The organism is Streptomyces griseoaurantiacus, from assembly GCF_036189845.1.
Classification (GTDB): domain Bacteria; phylum Actinomycetota; class Actinomycetes; order Streptomycetales; family Streptomycetaceae; genus Streptomyces; species Streptomyces griseoaurantiacus.
The window spans coordinates 2,963,529-2,984,609 of sequence record NZ_CP108326.1; the positions used below are offsets into that span (position 1 = coordinate 2,963,529).

The 21,081-nt window shown below is 71.4% G+C and carries 14 protein-coding genes and 1 riboswitch; of the genes, 3 read left to right on the top strand and 11 right to left on the bottom strand.

Annotated features, from left to right (window positions below; genetic code table 11):
- Positions 1-54: 54 nt before the first annotated feature.
- The 9 genes from eno to OHB09_RS13120 all read right to left on the bottom strand — a co-directional run bounded on the left by eno (position 55) and on the right by OHB09_RS13120 (position 11,805).
- The gene (eno, locus tag OHB09_RS13080; RefSeq protein ID WP_006143795.1) at positions 55-1,344 is read right to left on the bottom strand and encodes a phosphopyruvate hydratase; all 1,290 of its coding nucleotides are present in this window, start codon (positions 1,342-1,344) and stop codon (positions 55-57) included.
- A gap of 340 nt (positions 1,345-1,684) precedes the next feature.
- On the bottom strand, positions 1,685-2,398 hold the full coding sequence (locus OHB09_RS13085; protein WP_191855001.1) for a LysM peptidoglycan-binding domain-containing protein: 714 nt from the start codon (positions 2,396-2,398) through the stop codon (positions 1,685-1,687).
- Positions 2,399-2,402: 4 nt separating this feature from the next.
- Positions 2,403-2,592: riboswitch (cyclic di-AMP (ydaO/yuaA leader) on the bottom strand.
- Between the two features lie 268 nt (positions 2,593-2,860).
- On the bottom strand, positions 2,861-3,865 hold the full coding sequence (locus tag OHB09_RS13090; RefSeq protein WP_093598625.1) for a LysM peptidoglycan-binding domain-containing protein: 1,005 nt from the start codon (positions 3,863-3,865) through the stop codon (positions 2,861-2,863).
- 188 nt (positions 3,866-4,053) lie between these two features.
- Positions 4,054-5,328: a cytochrome P450 family protein gene (locus OHB09_RS13095; protein ID WP_191855000.1), complete on the bottom strand. Its 1,275-nt coding sequence runs from the start codon at positions 5,326-5,328 to the stop codon at positions 4,054-4,056.
- Between the two features lie 120 nt (positions 5,329-5,448).
- Positions 5,449-6,468, bottom strand: a complete 1,020-nt coding sequence (locus OHB09_RS13100; protein WP_167794095.1) for a nucleoside triphosphate pyrophosphohydrolase — start codon at positions 6,466-6,468, stop codon at positions 5,449-5,451.
- 17 nt (positions 6,469-6,485) lie between these two features.
- The gene (locus OHB09_RS13105; protein ID WP_093598616.1) at positions 6,486-7,127 is read right to left on the bottom strand and encodes a SurA N-terminal domain-containing protein; all 642 of its coding nucleotides are present in this window, start codon (positions 7,125-7,127) and stop codon (positions 6,486-6,488) included.
- 245 nt (positions 7,128-7,372) lie between these two features.
- Positions 7,373-8,863: a serine/threonine-protein kinase gene (locus OHB09_RS13110; RefSeq protein WP_206315652.1), complete on the bottom strand. Its 1,491-nt coding sequence runs from the start codon at positions 8,861-8,863 to the stop codon at positions 7,373-7,375.
- A 47-nt stretch (positions 8,864-8,910) separates the two neighbouring features.
- Positions 8,911-9,558: a hypothetical protein gene (locus tag OHB09_RS13115; RefSeq protein ID WP_093598613.1), complete on the bottom strand. Its 648-nt coding sequence runs from the start codon at positions 9,556-9,558 to the stop codon at positions 8,911-8,913.
- Between the two features lie 204 nt (positions 9,559-9,762).
- On the bottom strand, positions 9,763-11,805 hold the full coding sequence (locus OHB09_RS13120) for an N-6 DNA methylase (protein WP_191854998.1): 2,043 nt from the start codon (positions 11,803-11,805) through the stop codon (positions 9,763-9,765).
- Positions 11,806-12,368: 563 nt separating this feature from the next.
- On the opposite strand from OHB09_RS13120, the gene OHB09_RS13125 reads away from it, so the two are divergent.
- The gene (locus OHB09_RS13125; protein ID WP_006143805.1) at positions 12,369-12,491 is read left to right on the top strand and encodes a hypothetical protein; all 123 of its coding nucleotides are present in this window, start codon (positions 12,369-12,371) and stop codon (positions 12,489-12,491) included.
- A 406-nt stretch (positions 12,492-12,897) separates the two neighbouring features.
- Here the strand turns inward: OHB09_RS13125 and OHB09_RS13130 are convergent, their stop codons facing one another.
- Positions 12,898-13,626 carry an HNH endonuclease family protein gene (locus OHB09_RS13130; protein ID WP_328729205.1) on the bottom strand — a complete coding sequence of 243 codons (729 nt, stop codon included), beginning with the start codon at positions 13,624-13,626 and terminating at the stop codon, positions 12,898-12,900.
- 164 nt (positions 13,627-13,790) lie between these two features.
- Between OHB09_RS13130 and OHB09_RS13135 the strand changes: the two genes are divergently transcribed.
- The gene (locus OHB09_RS13135) at positions 13,791-13,976 is read left to right on the top strand and encodes an Rv0909 family putative TA system antitoxin (protein WP_006143807.1); all 186 of its coding nucleotides are present in this window, start codon (positions 13,791-13,793) and stop codon (positions 13,974-13,976) included.
- A gap of 203 nt (positions 13,977-14,179) precedes the next feature.
- Here OHB09_RS13135 and mfd read toward each other — a convergent pair whose 3' ends face one another.
- Complete coding sequence (gene mfd / locus OHB09_RS13140; RefSeq protein WP_093599290.1) at positions 14,180-17,710, bottom strand: transcription-repair coupling factor; 3,531 nt, start codon at positions 17,708-17,710, stop codon at positions 14,180-14,182.
- 249 nt (positions 17,711-17,959) lie between these two features.
- Between mfd and OHB09_RS13145 the strand changes: the two genes are divergently transcribed.
- Positions 17,960-21,031: an NACHT domain-containing protein gene (locus tag OHB09_RS13145; RefSeq protein WP_328922017.1), complete on the top strand. Its 3,072-nt coding sequence runs from the start codon at positions 17,960-17,962 to the stop codon at positions 21,029-21,031.
- Positions 21,032-21,081 lie beyond the last annotated feature (50 nt).

Sequence of the window (21,081 nt, forward strand, 5' to 3'; positions counted from 1 at the left end):
CGTACGACGCCGCCCACGGGCGCCGCTCGCTCACGAGGGCGCCCGCGGTGGGGCTCACTGTCCGGCGGAGCGGAACCGGGGGAACGCCGAGCGGCCGGCGTACACCGCGGCGTCGTCGAGGATCTCCTCGATGCGCAGGAGCTGGTTGTACTTGGCGACGCGCTCGGAGCGGGCCGGGGCGCCGGTCTTGATCTGGCCGCAGTTGGTGGCGACGGCCAGGTCGGCGATGGTGACGTCCTCGGTCTCGCCGGAACGGTGGGACATCATGCACTTGAAGCCGTTGCGCTGGGCGAGCTCCACGGCGTCCAGGGTCTCGGTCAGCGAGCCGATCTGGTTGACCTTGACCAGCAGGGCGTTGGCGGTGCCCTCCTCGATGCCGCGGGCCAGGCGCTCGGGGTTGGTGACGAACAGGTCGTCACCGACGAGCTGGACCTTGTCGCCGAGGCGGTCGGTGATGGTCTTCCAGCCGGCCCAGTCGTCCTCGAACAGCGGGTCCTCGATGGAGACGAGCGGGTACGCGTCGACGAGCTCCGCGTAGTAGTCGGTCATCTCGGCCGCCGTGCGGTCCTTGCCCTCGAAGGAGTAGACGCCGTCCTTGTAGAACTCGGAGGCGGCGACGTCGAGGGCGAGGGCGATCTGGTCGCCGGGGGTGTAGCCGGCCTCCTTGATGGCCTCGAGGATGAGGTCGAGGGCCTCGCGGTTGGAGCCGAGGTTCGGGGCGAAGCCGCCCTCGTCGCCGAGGCCGGTGGCCAGGCCCTTGTTCTTCAGGACCTTCTTCAGCGTGTGGTAGACCTCGGCGCCCCAGCGCAGGGCCTCGGAGAAGGACTCCGCGCCGATCGGGGCGATCATGAACTCCTGGATGTCCACGTTGGAGTCGGCGTGCGAGCCGCCGTTCAGGATGTTCATCATCGGCACCGGCAGCAGGTGCGCGTTGGGGCCGCCCAGGTAGCGGAAGAGCGGCAGGTCGCTGGCCTCGGAGGCGGCGTGGGCGACGGCGAGCGAGACGCCGAGGATGGCGTTGGCGCCGAGGGAGCCCTTGTTGTCGGTGGCGTCCAGGTCGAACATGGCCTGGTCGATCAGACGCTGCTCGGTGGCGTCGTAGCCGACCAGCTCCGGGCCGATCTGCTCGATCACGGCGAGGACGGCCTTCTCGACACCCTTGCCCAGGTAGCGGCTCGGGTCGCCGTCACGGAGTTCGATGGCCTCGAAGGCACCGGTGCTGGCACCGGAGGGAACGGCGGCACGACCCGTGCTGCCGTCGTCGAGGCCGACCTCGACCTCGACCGTGGGGTTGCCTCGGGAGTCCAGGATTTCCCGGGCTACGACGACGTCGATGGACGGCACGAGCATCTCCTTCTGGGATGTGACGCGGGTACGCCGGGCCCTCGGGGCCCGACGCGGGGCGCGGAGCCGGGGTGGCTCGCGCTCCCGAGCCTAGCCGTCTCAGGCGGCGGCACCGGTGTGTGGCCCACTTGCCGGGCAGAAGTGTGGGTGAATTGTTTCCTGACGGAACAAAATGAGCGGGGGTGGGTATCAGGAGAGCGCGCGCACCCGGCGGTCCGTCCGGGGCTCCGCGGCCCCCCGGGTCCGGACATGCCCCACCCCCGGCGCGTACGGGGGAGAGGCGCCGGGGGTGGGGGACCCGTGGGGACGGGGGCCGGCCCCGCGAGGGGGCCGGGGAGGGTCAGCTCAGGTGGAGCTGCTGGCCCGGGAAGATGACGTCCGCGTCGTCCACGATGTCCTTGTTCAGCGTGAACAGCTTCTGCCAGCCGCCCTTGACGTGGTGCTCGGCGGCGATGCCGCTCAGCGTGTCGCCCTTGACGACCTTGTACTCGCCGTCGCCCTTCTCGACCTTCTTGCCGGTGGGCGTGGTGACGGTCTTCTTCGCGGCCGGACGCTCCTGGGAACGGGAGGCGTGCTGCTCGGTGGACGAGGAGCTGCTCGACGAGCCCGCGCTGCTGGAGCTGCCGGAGTTGCTCGACCCGTTGGAGGACGAGCCGCTGGAGGCGGCGGCGCCGTCGTAGGCGGCACCGGTCAGACCCTTGCCGCACACCGGCCAGGCGCCCTTGCCCTGGCCCGCGAGGACCTTCTCGGCGACGGCTATCTGCTGCGACTTGGAGGCCAGGTCGGCACGCGCGGCGTACGCGGTGCCGCCGTACGCGGCCCAGGTGGAGCTGGTGAACTGCAGCCCGCCGAAGAAGCCGTTGCCGGTGTTGATGGACCAGTTGCCGCCGGACTCGCACTGGGCGACGGCGTCCCACTGGGAGGCCGTGGCGGCGGAGGCGTTGCCGGCCGCCATCAGCGGGGCGGCGACGGCGGCACCGGTGACGCCGGCGAGCGCGACGACACGGGTGGCCTTGGACGGACGGCGGTGCTTGCCCTTGCTGGAAAACAGCATGGAGAGATCCCCTCACCGACGCCTGCGAGGTGAGCTGTCGGGTTCGGGCCGGTTGAGTTGCCCGGTCGCGCGCCGCTTGTGGCGCACGACTTCACCCCAAGCCGTGTCCGGCCGTCCGGGACCACGTGGTGGTCCGGCCGCCGGGCCCGGCACTTACCTGGGTCCCCCGCTCCTGCCTACGGCGCTTGACGCGACGACTGTTCCCGTACGGCCGCTGGCAGGATTCGGCGTTGCGACCGTCGGGGCCCGCGATGGCGAGCGGTGACGACCGTAGACATGAGATCCGCCGGATTTCAAAGACGATCAAGGCTTATGAGACTCATCCCACACTTTCGCCGAATCGGACATCAGGGCTGATCCAGGGACCAAACTCCCCTGATTTCGGGTGCACTTCAACCCCGTACGTCCGATTCTTCCCCTGGCGTCCCCGGCGTCCCCCGACGCCCCCGGAACGGGGCGCGCCTACTCGACGACGAGGCTCTGACCGGGCCGGATGACGCTCGGGTCGCTGCCGATGGCGTCCTCGTTGGCCTGGTAGAGGGCCTGCCAGCCGCCGTCCACGTCAAGGGAGTCGGCGATGGAGCCGAGGGTGTCGCCGTGGCGGACCGTGTAGGTGGAGCCGTCCTCGGCACTGCTGCCGCGGTGCCGGCCGGTTCCGTCGGCGATGAGGGTGTTGGCCCCCTTCGTCCCGTCGACGGCGCCCGTGTCGACGAGGGCCGAGGAGCCCGGGCTCTGCCGGTAGTGCTCCGAGGCGCTCCCCGAGGACCGTCCGGCCGAGGAATCGCCGGACTTGTCGCTGGTTTCCGGGGATGTGGTGGATTTGCCGCCGGAGCGGGAATCGCCGGACGCGCGGGAGGAGTCCTCGCCCTTCTTGCTCGGACTCGCGCTCGCCTTTCCGGACGCCTCGTCGGACGTGCTGCCGGATTTCCCGGAGGACTTGCCGGAGGATTCGGAGGACCCCGAGGAACCCGAAGAGGCGGACGAATCGGAGTTTCCGGACGAGTTGTCCAGGCCGAGGTCCAGCCCGGAGCCGGACTTCCCGGACTCGCCCGAGCCGCTGCCGAGGCCCGTGTCGACGTCCGCGGAACCGGAGTCCTTGGAGAGCCCGGACAGCGGGCCGCAGGTGGGCCAGGCGGCGACGCCCTCGGCGGCGAGGATCTTCTCGGCGACGGCGATCTGCTGCGAACGGCTGGCCTTGTCGGGGCTCGGCGCGTAGTCGAGGCCGCCGTAGTGGTTCCAGTCGTCCTGCGACAACTGCAGGCCGCCGTACAGGTCGTTGCCCGTGTCCGCGCTCCAGGAGCCGCCGCTCTCGCACTCCGCGACGTGGTCCCAGGTGGAACCGCTGGCCGCGCTCGCGCCCGTGGCGCCGAGCAGGGGGATGGCGATGGCGGAGCCGGTCACGCCGGCCGCGACGAGGAGGGCCGGAGCCTGACGGGGGCGACGGTGACGACCGTTCCCGGAGAGCATGCGGTTGCCTTTCACACGACAGCGGTGACCCAACGCGGCGATCCGGGGGACCGCCTTGTTGATGCGTGAACGTATAGCCAGTACAACACCGGTTACAAGTTAATGCAGCGCAGATCACGTGAAGATCACAGAGTTGAGGAACTGTCACTTTTCGTGTCCGGGCGGGTTTATGCGCAACCGATGCCCACTCAATTCGGGACGGGTGCGAACTCCACGGGCAGCGTGCGCAATCCGCGCATGATGAGGCCTCCACGCCACCGCAATTCGGTGGAATCCACCGCGAGCCGGAGGTCCGGAAGGCGGGTCAGGAGCGTCGCGAGCGCGGTCCGGCCCTCCAGCCGGGCGAGCGGCGCACCGAGACAGTAGTGGATGCCGTGCCCGTAGCCGAGGTGTTGATTGTCACGCCGCGTGAGATCGAGCACGTCGGGTTCGGCGAACCGCTCCGGGTCGCGGTCGGCGGCCGCCAGGACGACGAGGACGGCCTCCCCCGGCGCGATGTCCTGACCGCCGAGGGTCAGCGGCCGGGTGGCGAACCGCCAGGTGGCCAGCTCCACGGGGCCGTCGAAGCGCAGGAGTTCCTCGACCCCGGTCTCCAGCAGGCCCATGTCGCCCGCGGCGAGCGAGTCCTGCAGCCGGGCCCGCTGCTCCGGGTGGGTCAGCAGCGCGTGCGTGCCGTTGCCGATGAGGTTGACGGTGGTCTCGAAGCCGGCGAACAGAAGGATGAACGCCATCGCGGCGACCTCGTTCTCCGTGAGGTGCTCGCCCTCGTCGGAGGCGCGGATGAGACCGGAGACGAGGTCCTCGCCGGGGGCCGCCTCCGCGGGCAGCGCCTCCCGCTTGCGGTGGATGAGTTCGGCGAGGTAGCCACGCATCTTCTTCACGGAGCGGGCGACCCCGCCGCGCGGGCCCTTGCCGTGACGGATCATCATGCCCGCCCAGTCCCGGAAGTCGTCCTGGTCCTCGCGGGGTACGCCGAGGAGGTCGCAGATGGCGTAGATGGGGAGCGGGAAGGCGAACTCGTGGATCAGGTCGGCCTCGCCGCGGGCGGCGAAGCCGTCGATGAGCCGGTCCGTCAGCTCCTGCACGCGCGGGGCGAACTCGGCGACGCGGCGGGGGGTGAACGCGGTGCTGACCAGACGCCGCAGACGGGTGTGGTCCGGCGGGTCGATGTTGAGCAGGTGCGTCATCAGCTCGGCCTTGCGCTCGCCGGGGATGCCGGTCCTGCCGCGGGCGTGGGCGGGCTCGTCGTGGTGCGCGGGGTTCTTGGAGAGCCGGGGGTCGGCCAGGGCGCGGCGGGCGTCGGCGTAGCGGGTCACGAGCCAGGCCTCCACACCGCTGGGGAGGCGGGTGCGGTGGACGGGGCTGTGGGTGCGGAGCCAGGCGTAGGCGGGGTACGGGTTCGCCGCGAACTCCCAGTCGAACAGGGTGGGGGCCGCCGGGGGCGGCGAGGGCTCGCCATGCATACGGCGACCCTAACGGCCGGGGACGGCCCGCCGGTCTCCCGCCCCCGCGCCCCCTGGCGGGGGGGGGCGGGGGCGCGAAGTCGTGCGGTCCGCTCGGCGTCCGCGTTGCGGCGTCCGGGTTCAGCGCGGAGTGTCCGACTCGGGTGTGTCCGACTCCGTTGTGTCCGACTCCCGGGCGCGGATCGCGTCGCGGTAGGCGCGGGCCGCCGCGCGCAGGGCGGCCTCGGGGTCCACCCCCTCCGCCTCCGCCCGCGCCGCCAGCGCGAGCAGTTCGTAGCCGACGCCCTCCCCCGCCGGCAGCGGCACGTCGAGCCCCGCCGTCCGCGCCCGCGAGGCGAGCTTGGCCGCGAGGGCGAGACCGGGCTGGCCCAGCGGGACGCCCTCCGTCACCGAGTCGCGCCGCTTCTCCTCCGCCTTCGTCCGCAGCCAGTGCGCCTTGACCTCCTCCGGCGTGCTCGCGCTCTCCTCGCCGAAGACGTGCGGGTGCCGGTGGATCAGCTTGGCCACGATGCCGCCCGCGACGTCGTCGACGGAGAACGGCTCCTCGGCGTCCTCCTCGGCGATCCGCGCGTGGAAGACGACCTGGAGGAGCACGTCCCCGAGTTCCTCCCGCAGCTCCTCCCGGTCCCCGTCCTCGATCGCCTCGACGAGTTCGTAGGCCTCCTCGATGGCGTACTTGGCGAGCCCCTCGTGGGTCTGTCCGGAGGACCAGGGGCACTCCCGGCGGATGCGGTCCATGACCTGGACGAGGTCGAGGAGGCGGGCGCCGGGGAGGTCGTAGGAGGCGGGCAGGAGTTCGAGGTCCGGCATCCGGAAGCGGCCGGAGCCGGCCATGCGGGCCAGCCCGTCGGTGAGCCGCGGCTCGCCCTCGCCGGTGGCGAGGACGACCACGGTCCGCCCGCCGGCGCACGCGTCGACCAGCTCACCGGCTTCCGGCGCGGCCTCGTCCACCTCCACGCCGGCCTCCCGCAGATACGGGAGCTGCGGATGGGCGCCGTCCGCGCACAGCACCCGGTCGGCCGTGCGCAGGAGCTGCCAGGCGGGCCAGGACAGCAGCCCGGGGGCGACCCGGTGGCTGGTGGTGAGCAGGACTATGCGCCCGGGGGCGTCGGCGGAGGCTTCGGTACCGGTGGCGTTCACCCCACGAACGTAACCCCTCAGGCGCCGGCCCGGCTCACGTCCTTCAGCCAGGGCGCCGTGGTGTCCACCCGGCTGCTCTTCTGCACGTCCCAGCTCCCGTAGCGCGGGTTGACGTCGATGTGCAGCGCCTTGGAGGCGTCGGACAGCGACTTCCAGAAGACGGCCTTGCCGGTGCTGGTGTTCATGTCGGCGCCGAGGGCCGCGGCCAGCTTCTGCGCCCGGACCTCCGTGCGCAGGCTCTCGTCGAGCCGCGCGGGCGCCACTCCGTACTGCCGCAGCCAGGCCGTGCGCAGGCCCCGGGCGCCGCCGGCCTGCTGTTCCAGGGAGGTGCGCATCGCCTGCACGTCCCGCTCGGTGACCGTGACGCCCGCGTCCTTCGCGGCGCGGTCCAGGACCCGGTCCAGGACCAGGGTGTGCAGGGTGTCGCGGGTGAGGCTGCCGGTGCGGGCGATCTCCTGGGCGTACTGGGCCTCGTCGGCGGTGGCGTCCCGCTGGGCGCTGCGCACCTCCTCCACCCTGTTCTCCAGCTGCGCGACCGTGATCCGCTGTCCGCCGACGACGGCCGCGGCCCCGGGGTGGGAGTCGCTGCCGCAGGCGGTGAGGGCGGGAGCCGCGAGGAGGGCGGCGCTGAGGGCGATCACAGTGCGACGGCGGTGCAAGGTGGGCCTCCTGGAGGTTGTGCAGACAGGGTGCGGCCGCGCCGTCGCGTGGGCGGTGGGGGTCGGGTGACGGGCGGGCGCACGGGGTCTTGCGATGATCGATGGTAGGCAGTGGCCGGGCTGCGGCCAAGGCATTGGACCAACGATTCGCCGCGGCTTCGGGCACCGGTGCGGCCCGCACGGTCACCCCCGGCCGGGTACGGGACCCGGATCGGGTTCGGGTTCGGTCCCGGCCCCCGCGGGTCTCAGCCGCGGACCTGCCCCAGCCACTGCAGCGTCCGTCGGACCTCCGCGACCAGCGGGTGACCCGGCCCGTGCAGTGCCTGCACGTCGGCCAGGAGGCGGGCCAGGATGTCGTGCGCGGCGCCGCGGTCGCCGAGCGCGAGGAGCAGGTGGCCTATGCGGCGGCGCAGTTCGAGCGCGGTCGCGGGGTCGCCGCCGACGTACCTGTTCTCGTAGTACGGCAGCAGCGCACGGTACTCGGCGAGCGCGGCGGCCGGTTCGCCGAGCTGTTCGAGGCACTGGGCGGCCTCGTAGCGGAAGCGCAGCGACTGGGTGTCGGCCTGGCCCGCCTCGGCGGCCCGCTCGTCGGCGAGGCGGCGCAGCTCGGGCAGGGCGCGCCGGTACTGCCCGTCGTCCATGAGGGTGGCCGCGTACTGCTTGCGCAGGGTGCGCACGACGGGCGAGTGCTCGCCGTGCTCGGAGGCGGCGGCCGGGAGGATGGAGCCGAGGATGTCGACGGCCTGGGTGATGCGTCCCTCGCCGAGCAGCCGCTTGACCTCGTCGACGGCGCCCGCGACATCGGGCTTCTCGACGTTCTCCGCGGCCGGTGTGGCCTGCGGCTGGGGCGCGGGGGTGCGCGCCCGGTCCGGCCAGGGAGCGTGCGGACGCAGGAAGGGGCGCGTGGGGTCGAGCGGGGCGCCGGTGGGCATGCCGCGCGCCGGAAGCAGGGGCAGCAGCGCCTCGTAGGTCTCCTGCGCGGAGTCCGGCCGGTGCTGCGGATCCTTGGCGAGCAGGCGCAGCACCAGCGCCTCCATCGCCTCGGGCACCTCCGGCCGCACCCGGCGCACCGGCAGCGGCGGCTCGTACAGATGGCGGTGGAGCACACCGAGGGCGGTGGTGCCGGTGAACGGCACGTTGCCGCTGAGGAGTTCGTGCATCAGCACGCCGAGCGCGTACAGGTCGGTGTACGGGCCGACGGCGCCGCCCATCGCCTGCTCGGGCGCCATGTAGGCGGGGCTGCCGATGGGCGAGCCGGTGTGGGTGAGGCGGGTGGTGTCGGTGTCCATGACGTGCGCGACGCCGAGGTCGAGCACGGTGACCGTGCCGTCCTGCTTGACCATCACGTTCCGCGGCTTGAGGTCGCGGTGGACGATCGGCACGGCGTGCACCGCGGACAGCACGGCGCACAACTGGGCGGCCACGGCCGCCACCCACTGCCAGGGGTAGGGCTCGTGCTCGGCGAGATGGTCGGCGAGGTCCGCGCCGTCGACGTACTGCATGACGAGGAACAGCTCCTCGCCCTCGCTGCCCGCGTCGTGCACCGTGACCAGGCCGGGGTGGTCGACCTGCGCGGTGACCCGGCACTCGCGCACGAAGCGGCGGCGCAGTTCGTCCGCCTCCTGGCCCGCGACCTTGTCGGGCCGCAGCAGCTTGACCGCCACACGCCGGTCCAGACGGCGGTCGTAGGCCGTCCAGACCTGGCCCATGCCGCCCTGCCCGATGAGCGTGGACAGCTCGTACCGGCCGGCGACGATCCGTCCGGTGCCGGCGGTCGCCACACTCACCTGTCACCCTCCCGCTTGCGCAGGTAGTCGCTGAGCTCGTCCAGTTCGGCACGGACCTGGTCGATCCGGGCGGGGGCGGGCCGGCTTCCGGTGCTCTCGCCGGAGTCGGGGACCGGCGCCGGGGAGGGGCCCGGCCGGTACGCGTGCGGCGGCACGGGCGCCGGGGTGGGCGTCGGCGCGGGGCCGGCCTGGGCGGCGGCGTAGGGCTGCGGCGGCATCGGGGCCTGCCGGTTCGGGTACGGCTGCTGCGGCGGGGCCGGGTAGCCGTAGCCCTGCTGGGGGCGGGGCGGGTAGCCGCCCATCGGCGGGGCCTGCGCGTACAGCGGGGACCGGCGCTGCATGTCGAAGAGCACGTAGTAGGTGCCCGCGCCCGCGCCGAGGAGCAGGAGGACGACCATCGCGACGTCGGTGCGGTGGTCCGACTCGGGGAGCGAGCCGATGACGGCGAAGGAGATGATGATCAGCGGCAGGCTCACCACCGCGAACACCCAGTCCCGCGCCCGGCGGGTGAGCACGGCGATGCGGAACAGCGGCAGGAAGGAGAGCAGGCCGATGGAGAAGAAACTGCCGAGGACCACCAGCACGCGCATGGCGATGACCGAGCCCCGGGTGCGGGCGGGCGGCTGCGTGCCGTGGCCGTACATGACGTCTCCTGGGACCGGTGCGGATACGGGCGGACGGTACAAGTTCCGGAACCAGAGCGTATAACCCGGGTCGGACAAGCGGTCATGGGTTGGCCGTAACCGTTGTGCTACCGATGACCTTCGCGCCCGCGACGCGCCCGTGACGCGCCCCCGCGCGCTGTCCGACGGGACGTCGCCGGGGCCGCCGTCCCGGGGCCCGGACCGTCACTCCGGGAGGAGGCTGCCCTCGGTCAGTCCGTCGTGGATCCCGCGCACGAGCTGGGCGCCCAGGCGGCCTGCGAGCCGCAACTCCTCCTCGAACCGGGCCAGTTCACGAAACCGCCGGCCGTAGCCGCGCTGCTGCTCCAGCGGCAGCCGGGGCAGTTGCAGACGGCGCACGTCGAGCCGGGCCGAGGTGGAGGCGTAGCTGCTGGCCCGGCGGTGGTTGGCGCTGCCGCGCAGGAACCCGGCGAGGAACCAGGGGTCGAGGGAGGCGGGGTCGGGCCGCAGCAGGGTCAGGTTGCGGCCGAGGGCGGCCCCGGTGGTCGCCTCGTCCACGACGCGCGCCGCCGGGCCGCCGCCGAGCACGGGGACGACGACGTCCCCTGCCTCCAGCAGCACCGGCTCCTCACCGGCCTCCGGCAGGGTGCCCGAGGGGGCCTCGCCGGACAGCACGTCGTGGTCGGTGAGCACGCGCGGGTGGGGGCCTCCGGTGCCTCCGGTGCGCAGCATCAGGGCGCCGCCGCGCGCGAGTTCGCCGATGGTGGTGAGCGGGCGGCGCGCGTGGTCGGCGGCGGGGAGCGGGGCGAGGTCGGCGGCGGGCGGGGCGAGTTCGGCGGTGAGCCGCAGGGTCTCGTCGAGGCGCTCGCGGACCCGGGCGAGGCGTGCGGTGCCGCCGGCCGGGGCGGGCGGCGGGAGGTGGCGGGCGGGCGCCAGGTCGACGTCGTCGTCGAGGAGGTCGACGACGGGCAGCGCGCGGCTGACGCCGGGCCGTTCCTCCACGCCGCCGGTGCGGTCGAACTCGTGCCAGGCGTCCAGGACGGCCTCGCGCACCGCCTGCCAGTCGGGCCCGCCGCGCCCCTCGGCGGCGGCCGCCCCGGTGTCCACGAGCAGCACCCGTGGCTGGGCGGGCGCCCGGTCGGGGCGGCGCAGCACCCACAGGTGCAGCGGGACGCCGTGCGGCGGCGCCGCCCCGGCGGGCAGCGCGACCACGGCGCGCAGGGCGCCGCGGCGCAGCAGATCGGCGCGGATGCGGCGGCCGGAGCGGCGGGAGGCGGCGGCGGGCGGCATCAGCAGCACGGCGCTGCCGCCGTCCTTGAGACGGGCCAACGCGTGCTGCACCCAGGCGAGTTCGGACTCGGTGCGGGCCGGGAGGCCGTACTCCCAGCGGGGGTCGTAGGCGAGTTCCTCGTGTCCCCAGTTGCGCTCGTTGAACGGGGGGTGGCACAGCACGACGTCGGCCCGCAGGCTCTCGTGGGCGTCCGCGCGGAGGCTGTCCCCGGCGGCGGCGCGGACGAGGGCGCGGGTGTGCAGGGCGAGGCGGAGCGCGGCGAGGGCCGCGAGTTCGGGGGCGGCGTCCTGCCCGTACAGGCTCTGCTCGGGGGCGCGGCCGAGAGCGCGCAGCAGGGCGCCGGTGCCGCAGGCGGGGTCGAGGACGGTGCGGGCGGGGCCGGCCAGCTCGGCCATCAGGTCGGCGAGGCCGGCCGGGGTGAGCGTGTACTGGCGCGGGTTGGCGTCCAGGTGCCGGCCGAGCAGGAACTCGAACGTCTGCCGCGCGCCCAGTTCGGCCGCGAGGTCGACGGTGCCGCGCAGCAGCGGGGCGGAGGCGCGCAGGGCGGCGGGTTCGGGGACGCGCACGGCGGGGGCGCGCAGCGCGCCGAAGCGGGCGCCGAGCACCTGTTCGAGGTGGGCGGGCAGGAGGCGGGCGAGCCGCTCGTCGGAGCCGGCGGAGACCTCCAGCCAGACGGTGGGCCGGGCGTGGAGGAGGAGCAGGACGCAGCCGGCGTGCAGCAGGCCGGTGACCGGGCCCTCCGGATGTCCCGCGAGCTGCTGCCGGACCCGCTCGCGCAGCGGAACCTCGGCGAGTTTGCCCTGCTTGCGCAGCCATTCCTCGACCTCGGTGAGCGCGAAGGCGGGGCTGGTCCCGGTGCCGCCGACGGGCTTGGGGAAGTCCGCGTGGCGGCGGCGCCAGTTGCTGACGGCGGCACGGCCCACGCCCGCGAGCCGGGCGATTCCGGCGGCGGTCACCTCTGTGGCGTTGTCCTGCACGAGATCCCACTCTCCTCGGCCTGAGGGCCGTCCGTGGCGGCCGATGATACCGACGCACCGACCCATGAGGCATTCACGGACGTGTACACAGTGCTTGACGTGACTCTGGTTGACTCGGTTCACAAGCTTCTGCTCTGATTACCCCGCCACGGGCGACCGCCGGAGGGGGGTGGTCGCCCGTGTCCGCGCACATCAGAGGGGGAGAGGCCACATGGGGATCAAGGGCAGACTCGCGCTGAACACGGTCGTCACGATCGCCGTCATCGGAGCCGCCTCGGCCCACGCGGGAAGCGGCCGGGGCACGCCGCCCCCGGCGTCCACCGCGCGCCCGGCGATACCCGCGACACCGACACCGGCACCGGCGGCGGGCGGCGCCACCGGGAGCGCGAGGAGTACGCCCCCCACGGCGGCACAACCGCCCTCGCTCTCGGCGACGCCCCCGGCACCGCGACGGTGACCCCCGCCCCGAGCGACACGTTCCACACCCGAGAAGACCCGCAAAGACCTGAGAAGGCCTGAGAAGGTCCGAGAAGGCCTGAGAAGAGCAAGAAGGAAGAACGACCGTGATCGGCCTGACCCTCACCTGTGTACGCCTGATGATCCGGGCGAGCCTCGCCTGCCTCGACCTGATGTTCCTGCTGGCCACGCTGGGCAAGGTCGACCCGCGTACGCGCCACGTCCTCTGACCCGTTCCCTGACGACGAGTCCGGGGTCGACGGCCCGCAGCGCGTCGATCAACCGCCGGGTCCGGGCCGCGTCGGGCGAGGGATACGAAGAGGAGAGCCGGGCCGTCAACAGGGCGCGGAACACCTGCCGGAACATCGAGGACGGCCAGGACGGCGAGGAAGCGACCGAGGTCCGCACCATGGCCGAACCCCGCCTCGAGGGCGGCAGCGTCCCCGGCCTGGGCCCCGGCCAGGCCGCACGGATCGTCGCCGCCGTCGAGGAGACCTTCTGCCACCAGGGACTTTCGTTCGGATCAGGCCGGCTGGAAGGCCCGGTGCCTCCTCGGCCGGCCCGAGCGGCCCCCGCGACACCGGGACGATCCGAACGGGAGACCCCGGGGCGCCGGGGCCCGGCGCCGTGCCTCCGTCAGTCGGCGTGGAAGCGGGACGGGGCCTTGGTGGGGTTGCCGCCGGTGGGGAGCTTCTGGTCGGGGCAGGTCGTCAGGACCTTCCTCATCGCCGACTTCTCCGCCGAGGTCACCCACAGCCCGTACTTCTTCTTCACCGCGACCTGCGCGGCGACGTACGCGCAGCGGTACTTCTTGTTCGGGGGCAGCCAGGTCGCGGTGTCGCCGTCTCCCTTGCTGCGGTTGGGTGTGGCGCCCACCGCGAGCAGGTTCAGCGGGTCGTTGGCCAGCGCTATGCGCTTGGCGGGGTCCCAGTACTTGGCGCCCTTCTGCCAGGCGTCGGACAGGGCCACGAGGTGGTCGATGTCGACCTGGCTGCGACCCCGCGCGAACGTCACCGCCTTCCCGCTGTAGGGATCGGGGTCCAGTTCGCCCGAGGCGACCTTGCAGTGCCCGTCGGTGTACTTCACGTGCTCCAGGTCGCGGCGCAGGATGTCGTCCCGGGTGTCGCAGCTGTTGGAGTCGGTGTCGGCCCAGGCGCTGCCGAAACGTTCCCTGCTGTAGCCGGTCTTGGGCGCCCGGCCCTTGACGGCCAGCGCGTCGGCCGCGGCGAGGGCGCTGCCGCGGGAGGCCGTCGTCTCCTGCGGTCCGCGTCCCGCGGAGCCTTTCCCCACGTCGTCCGTCTTGCAGCCGCTCACGGTGACCAGTGCCACGGCGGCGACCGCGACCCCACCCCTCCATCGCCTCACGCGAGGTCCTCCCTGCCTTGATGTGCGCACGTTCAGTGGTGCGTCTCCACCGTAGCGAGCGGAGTGTCATGCGCATACCACCACTCAACGGGCAACAGGTGCACGCCGGGCGTATCGTCGGTAGTGAGGCACCTGTACGTCCCTCCTCCGGAAGGAGCCTCTGGATGGGTATCTTCGACCGACTCAAGAGCGCGGCGCAGAGCGGCAAGGGCCGGAAGATGTCCGAGAAGATGTCGGACCAGGCCGAGCGTCGTGTCAACGACAAGACCGGCGGCAAGCACGCCGACCAGGTCGATCAGGCCCAGCAGCAGATGGAGGACCGGCTGGGCATGAAGCGGGACGAGCCGTAGCCGGCGGGCCGCGACAGGTTCCGGACGGCAGGGGCCCGTCCACCGAGGGGTGATCCCCGGTGGACGGGCCCCTTCCCGCGTCCAGGGGCCGGCCGCCCCCACCGGCCCCGCCGCCCCCGCGCGCGGAGAGCGCCCTGGGAGCGCCCTGAGAGCGCCCAGCGGATACCCCACGAACGCCCTAGGAGCCCTAGGAGGCGAGTGCCCTAGGAGTCGAGCACCGACGTCAGGAACTCGCCGACCCAGGACAGCAGCTCGCGGCCCACCAGGGGCTTGCCGCCGATCTTCGCCGTCTTCGGGCGGGGGATCAGCACCTGGTGGGTGGCCGGCTTGAGGACGGCACCCGGGTAGAGGCGCTTGACGCGCAGTTCCTGCGATTCGCGCAGGTCCACCGGCGCGAAGCGGATGTTGTTGCCCTGCAGCACGACCTCGCCGACCCCGCACGCGCGGGCGAGCATCCGCAGGCCCGCGACCAGCAGCAGGTTCTCGACCGGCTCCGGCAGCTTGCCGTACCGGTCCACCAGCTCCTCGCGCACGGCCGCGACGTCCTCCTCCGTGGTGGCGGAGGCGATCGCCCGGTACGCCTGGAGGCGCAGCCGCTCGCCGGGCGCGTAGTCGTGCGGGACGTGCGCGTCGACCGGCAGCTCGATCTTGACCTCGAGCGGCGGCTCCTCCTGGGCCCCGCCGTCCAGCGCGGCCCGGTAGTCAGCGACCGCCTCGCCGACCATGCGGACGTACAGGTCGAAGCCGACGCCCGCGATGTGCCCGGACTGCTCACCGCCCAGCAGGTTGCCGGCGCCCCGGATCTCCAGGTCCTTCATCGCCACGTACATGCCCGCGCCCATCTCGGTGTGCTGGGCGATGGTGGCGAGCCGCTCGTGCGCGGTCTCCGTGAGCGGCTTCTCCGGCGGGTACAGGAAGTAGGCGTACCCGCGCTCGCGGCCCCGGCCGACGCGACCGCGGAGCTGGTGGAGCTGGCTGAGGCCGAAGTTGTCGCCGCGCTCCACGATGAGGGTGTTGGCGTTGGAGATGTCGATGCCGGACTCGACGATCGTCGTCGAGACGAGGACGTCGAACCGCTTCTCCCAGAAGTCGACGACCACCTGCTCCAGCGCCTGCTCCGACATCTGCCCGTGCGCGGTGGCGATGCGCGCCTCGGGCACGATCTCCCGCAGCCGGGCCGCCGCGCGGTCGATGGACTCCACCCGGTTGTGGATGTAGAAGACCTGGCCCTCGCGCAGCAGTTCACGGCGTACGGCCGCGCCGATCTGCTTCTCCTCGTACGGCCCGACGAAGGTGAGCACCGGGTGGCGCTCCTCCGGCGGCGTGGTGATCGTGGACATCTCGCGGATGCCGGTGACCGCCATCTCCAGGGTCCTGGGGATCGGCGTCGCCGACATCGTCAGCACGTCGACATTGGCCCGCAGCTTCTTCAGCTGCTCCTTGTGCTCGACGCCGAAGCGCTGCTCCTCGTCGACGATGACCAGGCCGAGGTCCTTGAACTTGGTCTCGGAGGAGAACAGGCGGTGGGTGCCGATGACGACGTCCACCGAGCCCTCCCGCAGCCCCTCCAGGACCGCCTTCGCCTCCGTGTCGGTCTGGAAGCGGGAGAGGGCCCTGACGTTGACCGGGAACTGGGCGTAGCGCTCGGAGAACGTGCCGAAGTGCTGCTGCACCAGCAGCGTCGTGGGCACGAGGACGGCGACCTGCTTGCCGTCCTGGACCGCCTTGAACGCGGCGCGGACGGCGATCTCCGTCTTGCCGTAGCCGACGTCGCCGCAGATCAGCCGGTCCATCGGGACCGACTTCTCCATGTCGTCCTTGACCTCGGCGATCGTGGTGAGCTGGTCGGGGGTCTCCGCGTACGGGAAGGCGTCCTCCAGCTCGCGCTGCCAGGGCGTGTCGCCGCCGAAGGCGTGTCCGGGCGCCGCCATGCGCGCGCTGTACAGCTTGATCAGGTCCGCGGCGATCTCCTTGACCGCCTTCTTCGCCCGCGCCTTGGTCTTCGTCCAGTCGGCGCCGCCGAGCCGGTGGAGGGTGGGCGCCTCGCCGCCGACGTACTTGGTGATCTGTTCGAGCTGGTCGGTGGGGATGTACAGCCGGTCGCCCGGCTGGCCGCGCTTGGCGGGGGCGTACTCGACGACCAGGTACTCGCGGGTCGCGCCCTGCACGGTGCGCTGCACCATCTCGATGTAGCGGCCCACGCCGTGCTGCTCGTGGACGATGTAGTCGCCCGTCTCCAGGGTGAGCGGGTCGATCGTCTTGCGGCGGCGGGCGGGCATCCGGGCGCCCTCGCGGCCGGCCGCCTTCTGCCCGGACAGGTCGGTCTCGGTGAGCACCGCGAGCTTCAGCGCGGGGTCGACGAAGCCGTGGTCGATGCAGCCGCAGGCGACGTGCACCACGGACGGGGAGATCTCGCCGAGGTCGACGTCGAGCCGGGCCGCGACGCCCTCGCCGCCGAGCACCTCAACGGTGCGCGAGGCGGGGCCCTGGCCCTCGGTGACGAACACCGTGCGCCAGCCCTCGGCGAGCCAGCCCTTGGTGTCGGCGAGCGCCTTCGCGGTGTCGCCGCGGTAGCTCTCGGGGGCGTGCATGCCGAGCTTGAGGGTGTCGGCGTCCAGCTCGAGGTCGGCGGCGAACGGGGAGACCGACCACCACATCATGTCCAGCTCGCGCGCCCGGTCCCGCACGTCGGCCAGCGGCCACAGGGAGGCGGCGTCCACGTCGATCGGCGCCTCGCCACCGCCGGCGGTGGCGGCCCAGGAGGCCTGCAGGAACTCCTGCGAGGTCGCCACCAGGTCCGCCGAGCGGGTGCGCACCCGCTCCGGGTCGCAGACGACGGCCATCGCGCCCTTGGGCAGCACGTCGAGCAGCAGTTCCATGTCGTCGACGAGGACGGGCGCGAGGGACTCCATGCCCTCCACGGCGATGCCCTCGGCGATCTTGCCGAGCAGTTCGCCCAGCTCCGGGTGGTCCTCGGCCAGCGCGGCGGCCCGCTCGCGCACCTCCTCGGTCAGCAGCAGCTCACGGCACGGGGGCGCCCACAGGCCGTGCTCGGCCACCTCCAGGGAGCGCTGGTCGGCGACCTTGAAGTACCGGATCTCCTCGACGTCGTCGCCCCAGAACTCCACGCGCAGCGGGTGCTCCTCGGTGGGCGGGAAGACGTCCAGGATGCCGCCGCGCACGGCGAACTCGCCGCGCTTCTCCACCAGCTCCACGCGCGCGTACGCGGCGGCCGACAGGGCGGCGACGACCGCGCCCAGGTCGGCGGTCTCACCGCTCCTCAGCGCCACGGGGACGAGGTCGCCCAGGCCCTTGACCTGCGGTTGCAGCACGGAACGCACGGGGGCGACGACGACGGAGACCGGGCCGGTCTCCGGGTCGTCGGCGCGGGGGTGGGCGAGCCGGCGCAGCACGGCCAGGCGGCGGCCGACGGTGTCGCTGCGGGGGCTCAGACGCTCGTGCGGGAGGGTCTCCCACGAGGGGTACTCCACGACCCCCTGCGGCGGCAGCAGGGTGCGCAGCGCGGCGGCGAGGTCCTCGGCCTCGCGACCGGTGGCGGTGACGGCGAGGACGGGGCGGCCGGTACCACGGGCGAGCGCGGCGACGGCGAAGGGGCGCGCGGCGGGCGGGCCGACGAGGTCGACGTGCATGCGGTTGCCGTCCGCGGCGGCGGTGACCGCCTCCGCGAGGGCGGGGTCCTTGACGACGGCGTCGAGCAGACCGTGCAGGCTCATGAAGGGCTTTCCATCCATCCCGGCCGAGAGGGGCCGCCGTGGGGCGGCGTGCAACGCGAGCACCCGACACGCGAGGCGGGCCGGGGGTTCCTCCCAGGGTACGTCTCCCCCGCCCCGGCCACCGTCCGGTTTCCCCGGCCACCGCCCCCACATCAGCCTTATGCAGAGGGCGGGGCAAGGCCGCCGTTCGATCGATAAGGTGCGGCGCACTGGCAAAAGACATCGGAAGCGGGGGGCACAGTGCAGAACATGCAGGAATGGGCGGCCGAGGAAGCGATTCCGGACACCCCCGCCGGAGTGTTCAGGTTCATGGAGTCCTCGTACACATCCGCGCCGGAGAACAACCCGCGCAGCATCCACGAGGGGTTCTCCGTACTCGACTTCGAGCTGCGGTTCCTGAGTCTGCTGGCTGCGGCGACGGTCCGGGCGGCCGGGCGGGCCGCCGTCCAGGTCGGCCGTTCTCCCGGCCTTGGCGAGTGGACCGGCTACCTGCGGCATGTCCACAAAAAACTGGCCGAGTGCCCGACCGTGTCGGCTGGCAGTGTGGGCCGGGCCGTTGGCGAGGTTCTGGACCTTTACGACCAGGGTGTTCCAGGCGCGCCGAGGGAGCTGCGCGACCTCAAACGGCTACGCGACCACATCAGCCACGGTGGGCCACTGCCAGCCGGGGCAACTGAGCTGGCCACGCTAGACGAGTTGGTCCATTCCATCGCGCGCGCGGTCACCGCGTCACTCGCCCATGCCGAACTGGCGCTCCGAGACGGCGCCTCGGGAGAACTACGGCCGTCGTTCATCTGGGACGGAGACGAAGTATCGCTGTGGCCATTCGTCCACATGAAGCCCGACGGGGTCTGGCACCTTTTTTCCAAATACACCCGCGCGCATCCCACCTTCCTCTGCTTCGGGGGCGGCTCTGTGAACAGCTCACCCCTTGACGAGGCGGTCCAGGCAGCGCTGCACCCTCTTCTCAAACCGAAGAGGACGGGGAACGGCACACTAGAGTACTTCATCAGGGATGTCGAACAGGATCTAGGCGGCTTCGCAGACTACGACTCCGAGCCTGTGTACGCCGACCACGACCAAGGTTTCGAATTCTATTGGGACAAGGCGACCGGCGAGGGCACCGGGACTCAGTCTCGTCGAGACTACTTCCGGCTCGGCCCGAATAACGCGCGTCAGTGGCGCACGGAGTCCAATTGGGTCCCATACACCGAATATCTGCGTTCTTTGGCCAACTGGCCGGTGGTCGCGACTCGTCTGCGGCAGAACCTGGAACAGTTGGAGCGCCAGCTGGCGGCCGAGGAGCAGGACACACTGGGCTGGATCTCCCGGGAGCGTGTCACCCCTCGAATGGCCAAAGTCGTCATCTCCGACATGGACGGCAGCCACGAGGAACTGCCCCAGACCTTCGCCGCACTCATCGACGGTGTCGACCAAGACCTGCAGGCCAACCGTGGTCAGACGCAGGTGGTCTTCATCAACGGCGAGGCGGGCATCGGCAAGACACGGGCGATGCTGACCGCAGCCAAGACTCGCACCATGGAGGTCGAACAGTCACTACAGGCAGGCGAGGCCTCCGACCAGGCCCTGTTCCTTTACGTCCGTTCCACCGGGCAGGTACTCGACAGCCTTCGCACCGTGGTAGATAGCGCCGTCGCGTCAACTCGGAACCTTACTGATAAGGGCGTCAAGGCGCTGTGTCGCAACGGATTGATGACCCTACTCATCGACGGGTTCGACGAGTTGCTGGGCGGCGTGGGCTACAGCGACGCGATCGGCTCGCTACGGCCCTGGTTGGACGAACTCGGTGGCAGGGGCGTAGTGGTCGTATCAGCCCGATCCTCTTATTACATGGGCCAATATCGCTCCAGCGTCGAGCGTGCCAACGAGCAGGGGATGCCGTTCGTACGCCATCGTGTCGCGACGGTGCAACGCTGGTCGCCTCAAGACGTCACATCTTTCCTAGACGAGTATGGAGTCCCGCGCGAAAGTTTGGACCGACTGCCGGAGCACGACCGGAATCTGCTGGGGCTGCCATTCTTTGCACACGCATTCGCGGAGATGACTCTGCAAACCGGCGAAGCGGAGATCGGAAACAACACGCTCGCCGAGCGGCTACTCGACAAGTATGTGGCGCGCGAGGAGCGCAAATTGACCGGGCAGGGGGACGCCGTCCTCCTCACCATTTCCGAACTACGGCGCATGTTCCAATACGTCGCGGAGTTCATGGCCACCAATGAAGAGCGTGAGGCGGACATCGGCGAGCTACAGGAGGCGGCCCAGTACGCCATCGAGGATGAACTGTCATCCCGACGCCATCTCAAACAGCGGCTGCCCGTACTGTGCGGACTTACTGCAGCTACGGATGACACGTCCGTTTCACGGTTCCGATTCCAACACGAGCTGTTTTTCGACCAATTTCTAGCGGGTGCCGCAAGCAGCTACCTTTTGGAGGGGCACCCCACGCTTTTTCAAGGGATGCTCAAGCAGTCCCCCTGGCGTTCCGCTACCGTCATGGGAATCGTCGCTGCAGCCGGAGAGGAGCGGGTCGTCCAGGTACTCACCGACTTCGCACCCCGCCTCCAGCGCGCGGAGCAGGAGATCGCATCCACGGTCGCCGCCACTAACCTCGGTGCCCTATGGGAGGCCGTTATCAAGAAGACGGGGCACATGCCGAGTGCAGACATACATAACGCCGTCTTCGCAGACGAACTCGACCTGTCACAGATCCAACACATGAATACTCGTCTCGTCGGATGCGAGCTCGCCGGGCTGGTTCTTCCCGCAACAGGAGGCTGGAACCTGCGGCTGGACAACACCAGCATTAAGAAGATTAAGGTAAGCGGCTCACCGTCCGACCTCGCCGGACTGCACGGCGTGCGCCACGCTGACATGGCAGAATTGCTACTACCCAACAAATTTCTGTATCGACGAGAGCACATTTTGGATGCCCTTCGGCGCTACGGGGCAAAGGTTGTCGATGCCGAGGACAGAGACGCCAGTCTTCCGTCCATCGAGGTGCTAGCCGCGCGCCACTATCTGACAACGATGATCCGCAAGTTGGAGAATTCCGTTATTCTCCGCAGCGACTACCAGCCGGAGGACAGTCGATTGAAGTGGACCCAGGAATACGGCACGGACCTATGGAAAAGGTTCGTCAACGAGCTCTTGGACTCGAAGTTGGCTCACGACGAGACTTTCTCTGCCAGCGGGGAGCGCAAGGTCCGACTCCGGCTGAAGTGCAGCGCCGCTGCAATTCTGGCCGACGACGGCACGCGCCCCGGAACGAGCGAGTTCTGGAGTCGGCTGAAGGGGAGCTGACCCCCATACGGGCTGGCGCCGAGAAGCCTATGTGGGCTTCTCAGCGCCGG

Excerpts from the sequence above, each read along its gene's own strand:
- OHB09_RS13085 (WP_191855001.1), bottom strand. The coding sequence starts at position 2,398 with ATGCTGTTTTCCAGCAAGGGCAAGCACCGCCGTCCGTCCAAGGCCACC.
- OHB09_RS13145 (WP_328922017.1), top strand. The coding sequence starts at position 17,960 with ATGCAGGAATGGGCGGCCGAGGAAGCGATTCCGGACACCCCCGCCGGA.
- OHB09_RS13115 (WP_093598613.1), bottom strand. The coding sequence starts at position 9,558 with ATGTACGGCCACGGCACGCAGCCGCCCGCCCGCACCCGGGGCTCGGTC.
- OHB09_RS13135 (WP_006143807.1), top strand. The coding sequence starts at position 13,791 with ATGGGTATCTTCGACCGACTCAAGAGCGCGGCGCAGAGCGGCAAGGGC.
- OHB09_RS13090 (WP_093598625.1), bottom strand. The coding sequence starts at position 3,865 with ATGCTCTCCGGGAACGGTCGTCACCGTCGCCCCCGTCAGGCTCCGGCC.
- mfd (WP_093599290.1), bottom strand. The coding sequence starts at position 17,710 with ATGAGCCTGCACGGTCTGCTCGACGCCGTCGTCAAGGACCCCGCCCTC.
- OHB09_RS13095 (WP_191855000.1), bottom strand. The coding sequence starts at position 5,328 with ATGCATGGCGAGCCCTCGCCGCCCCCGGCGGCCCCCACCCTGTTCGAC.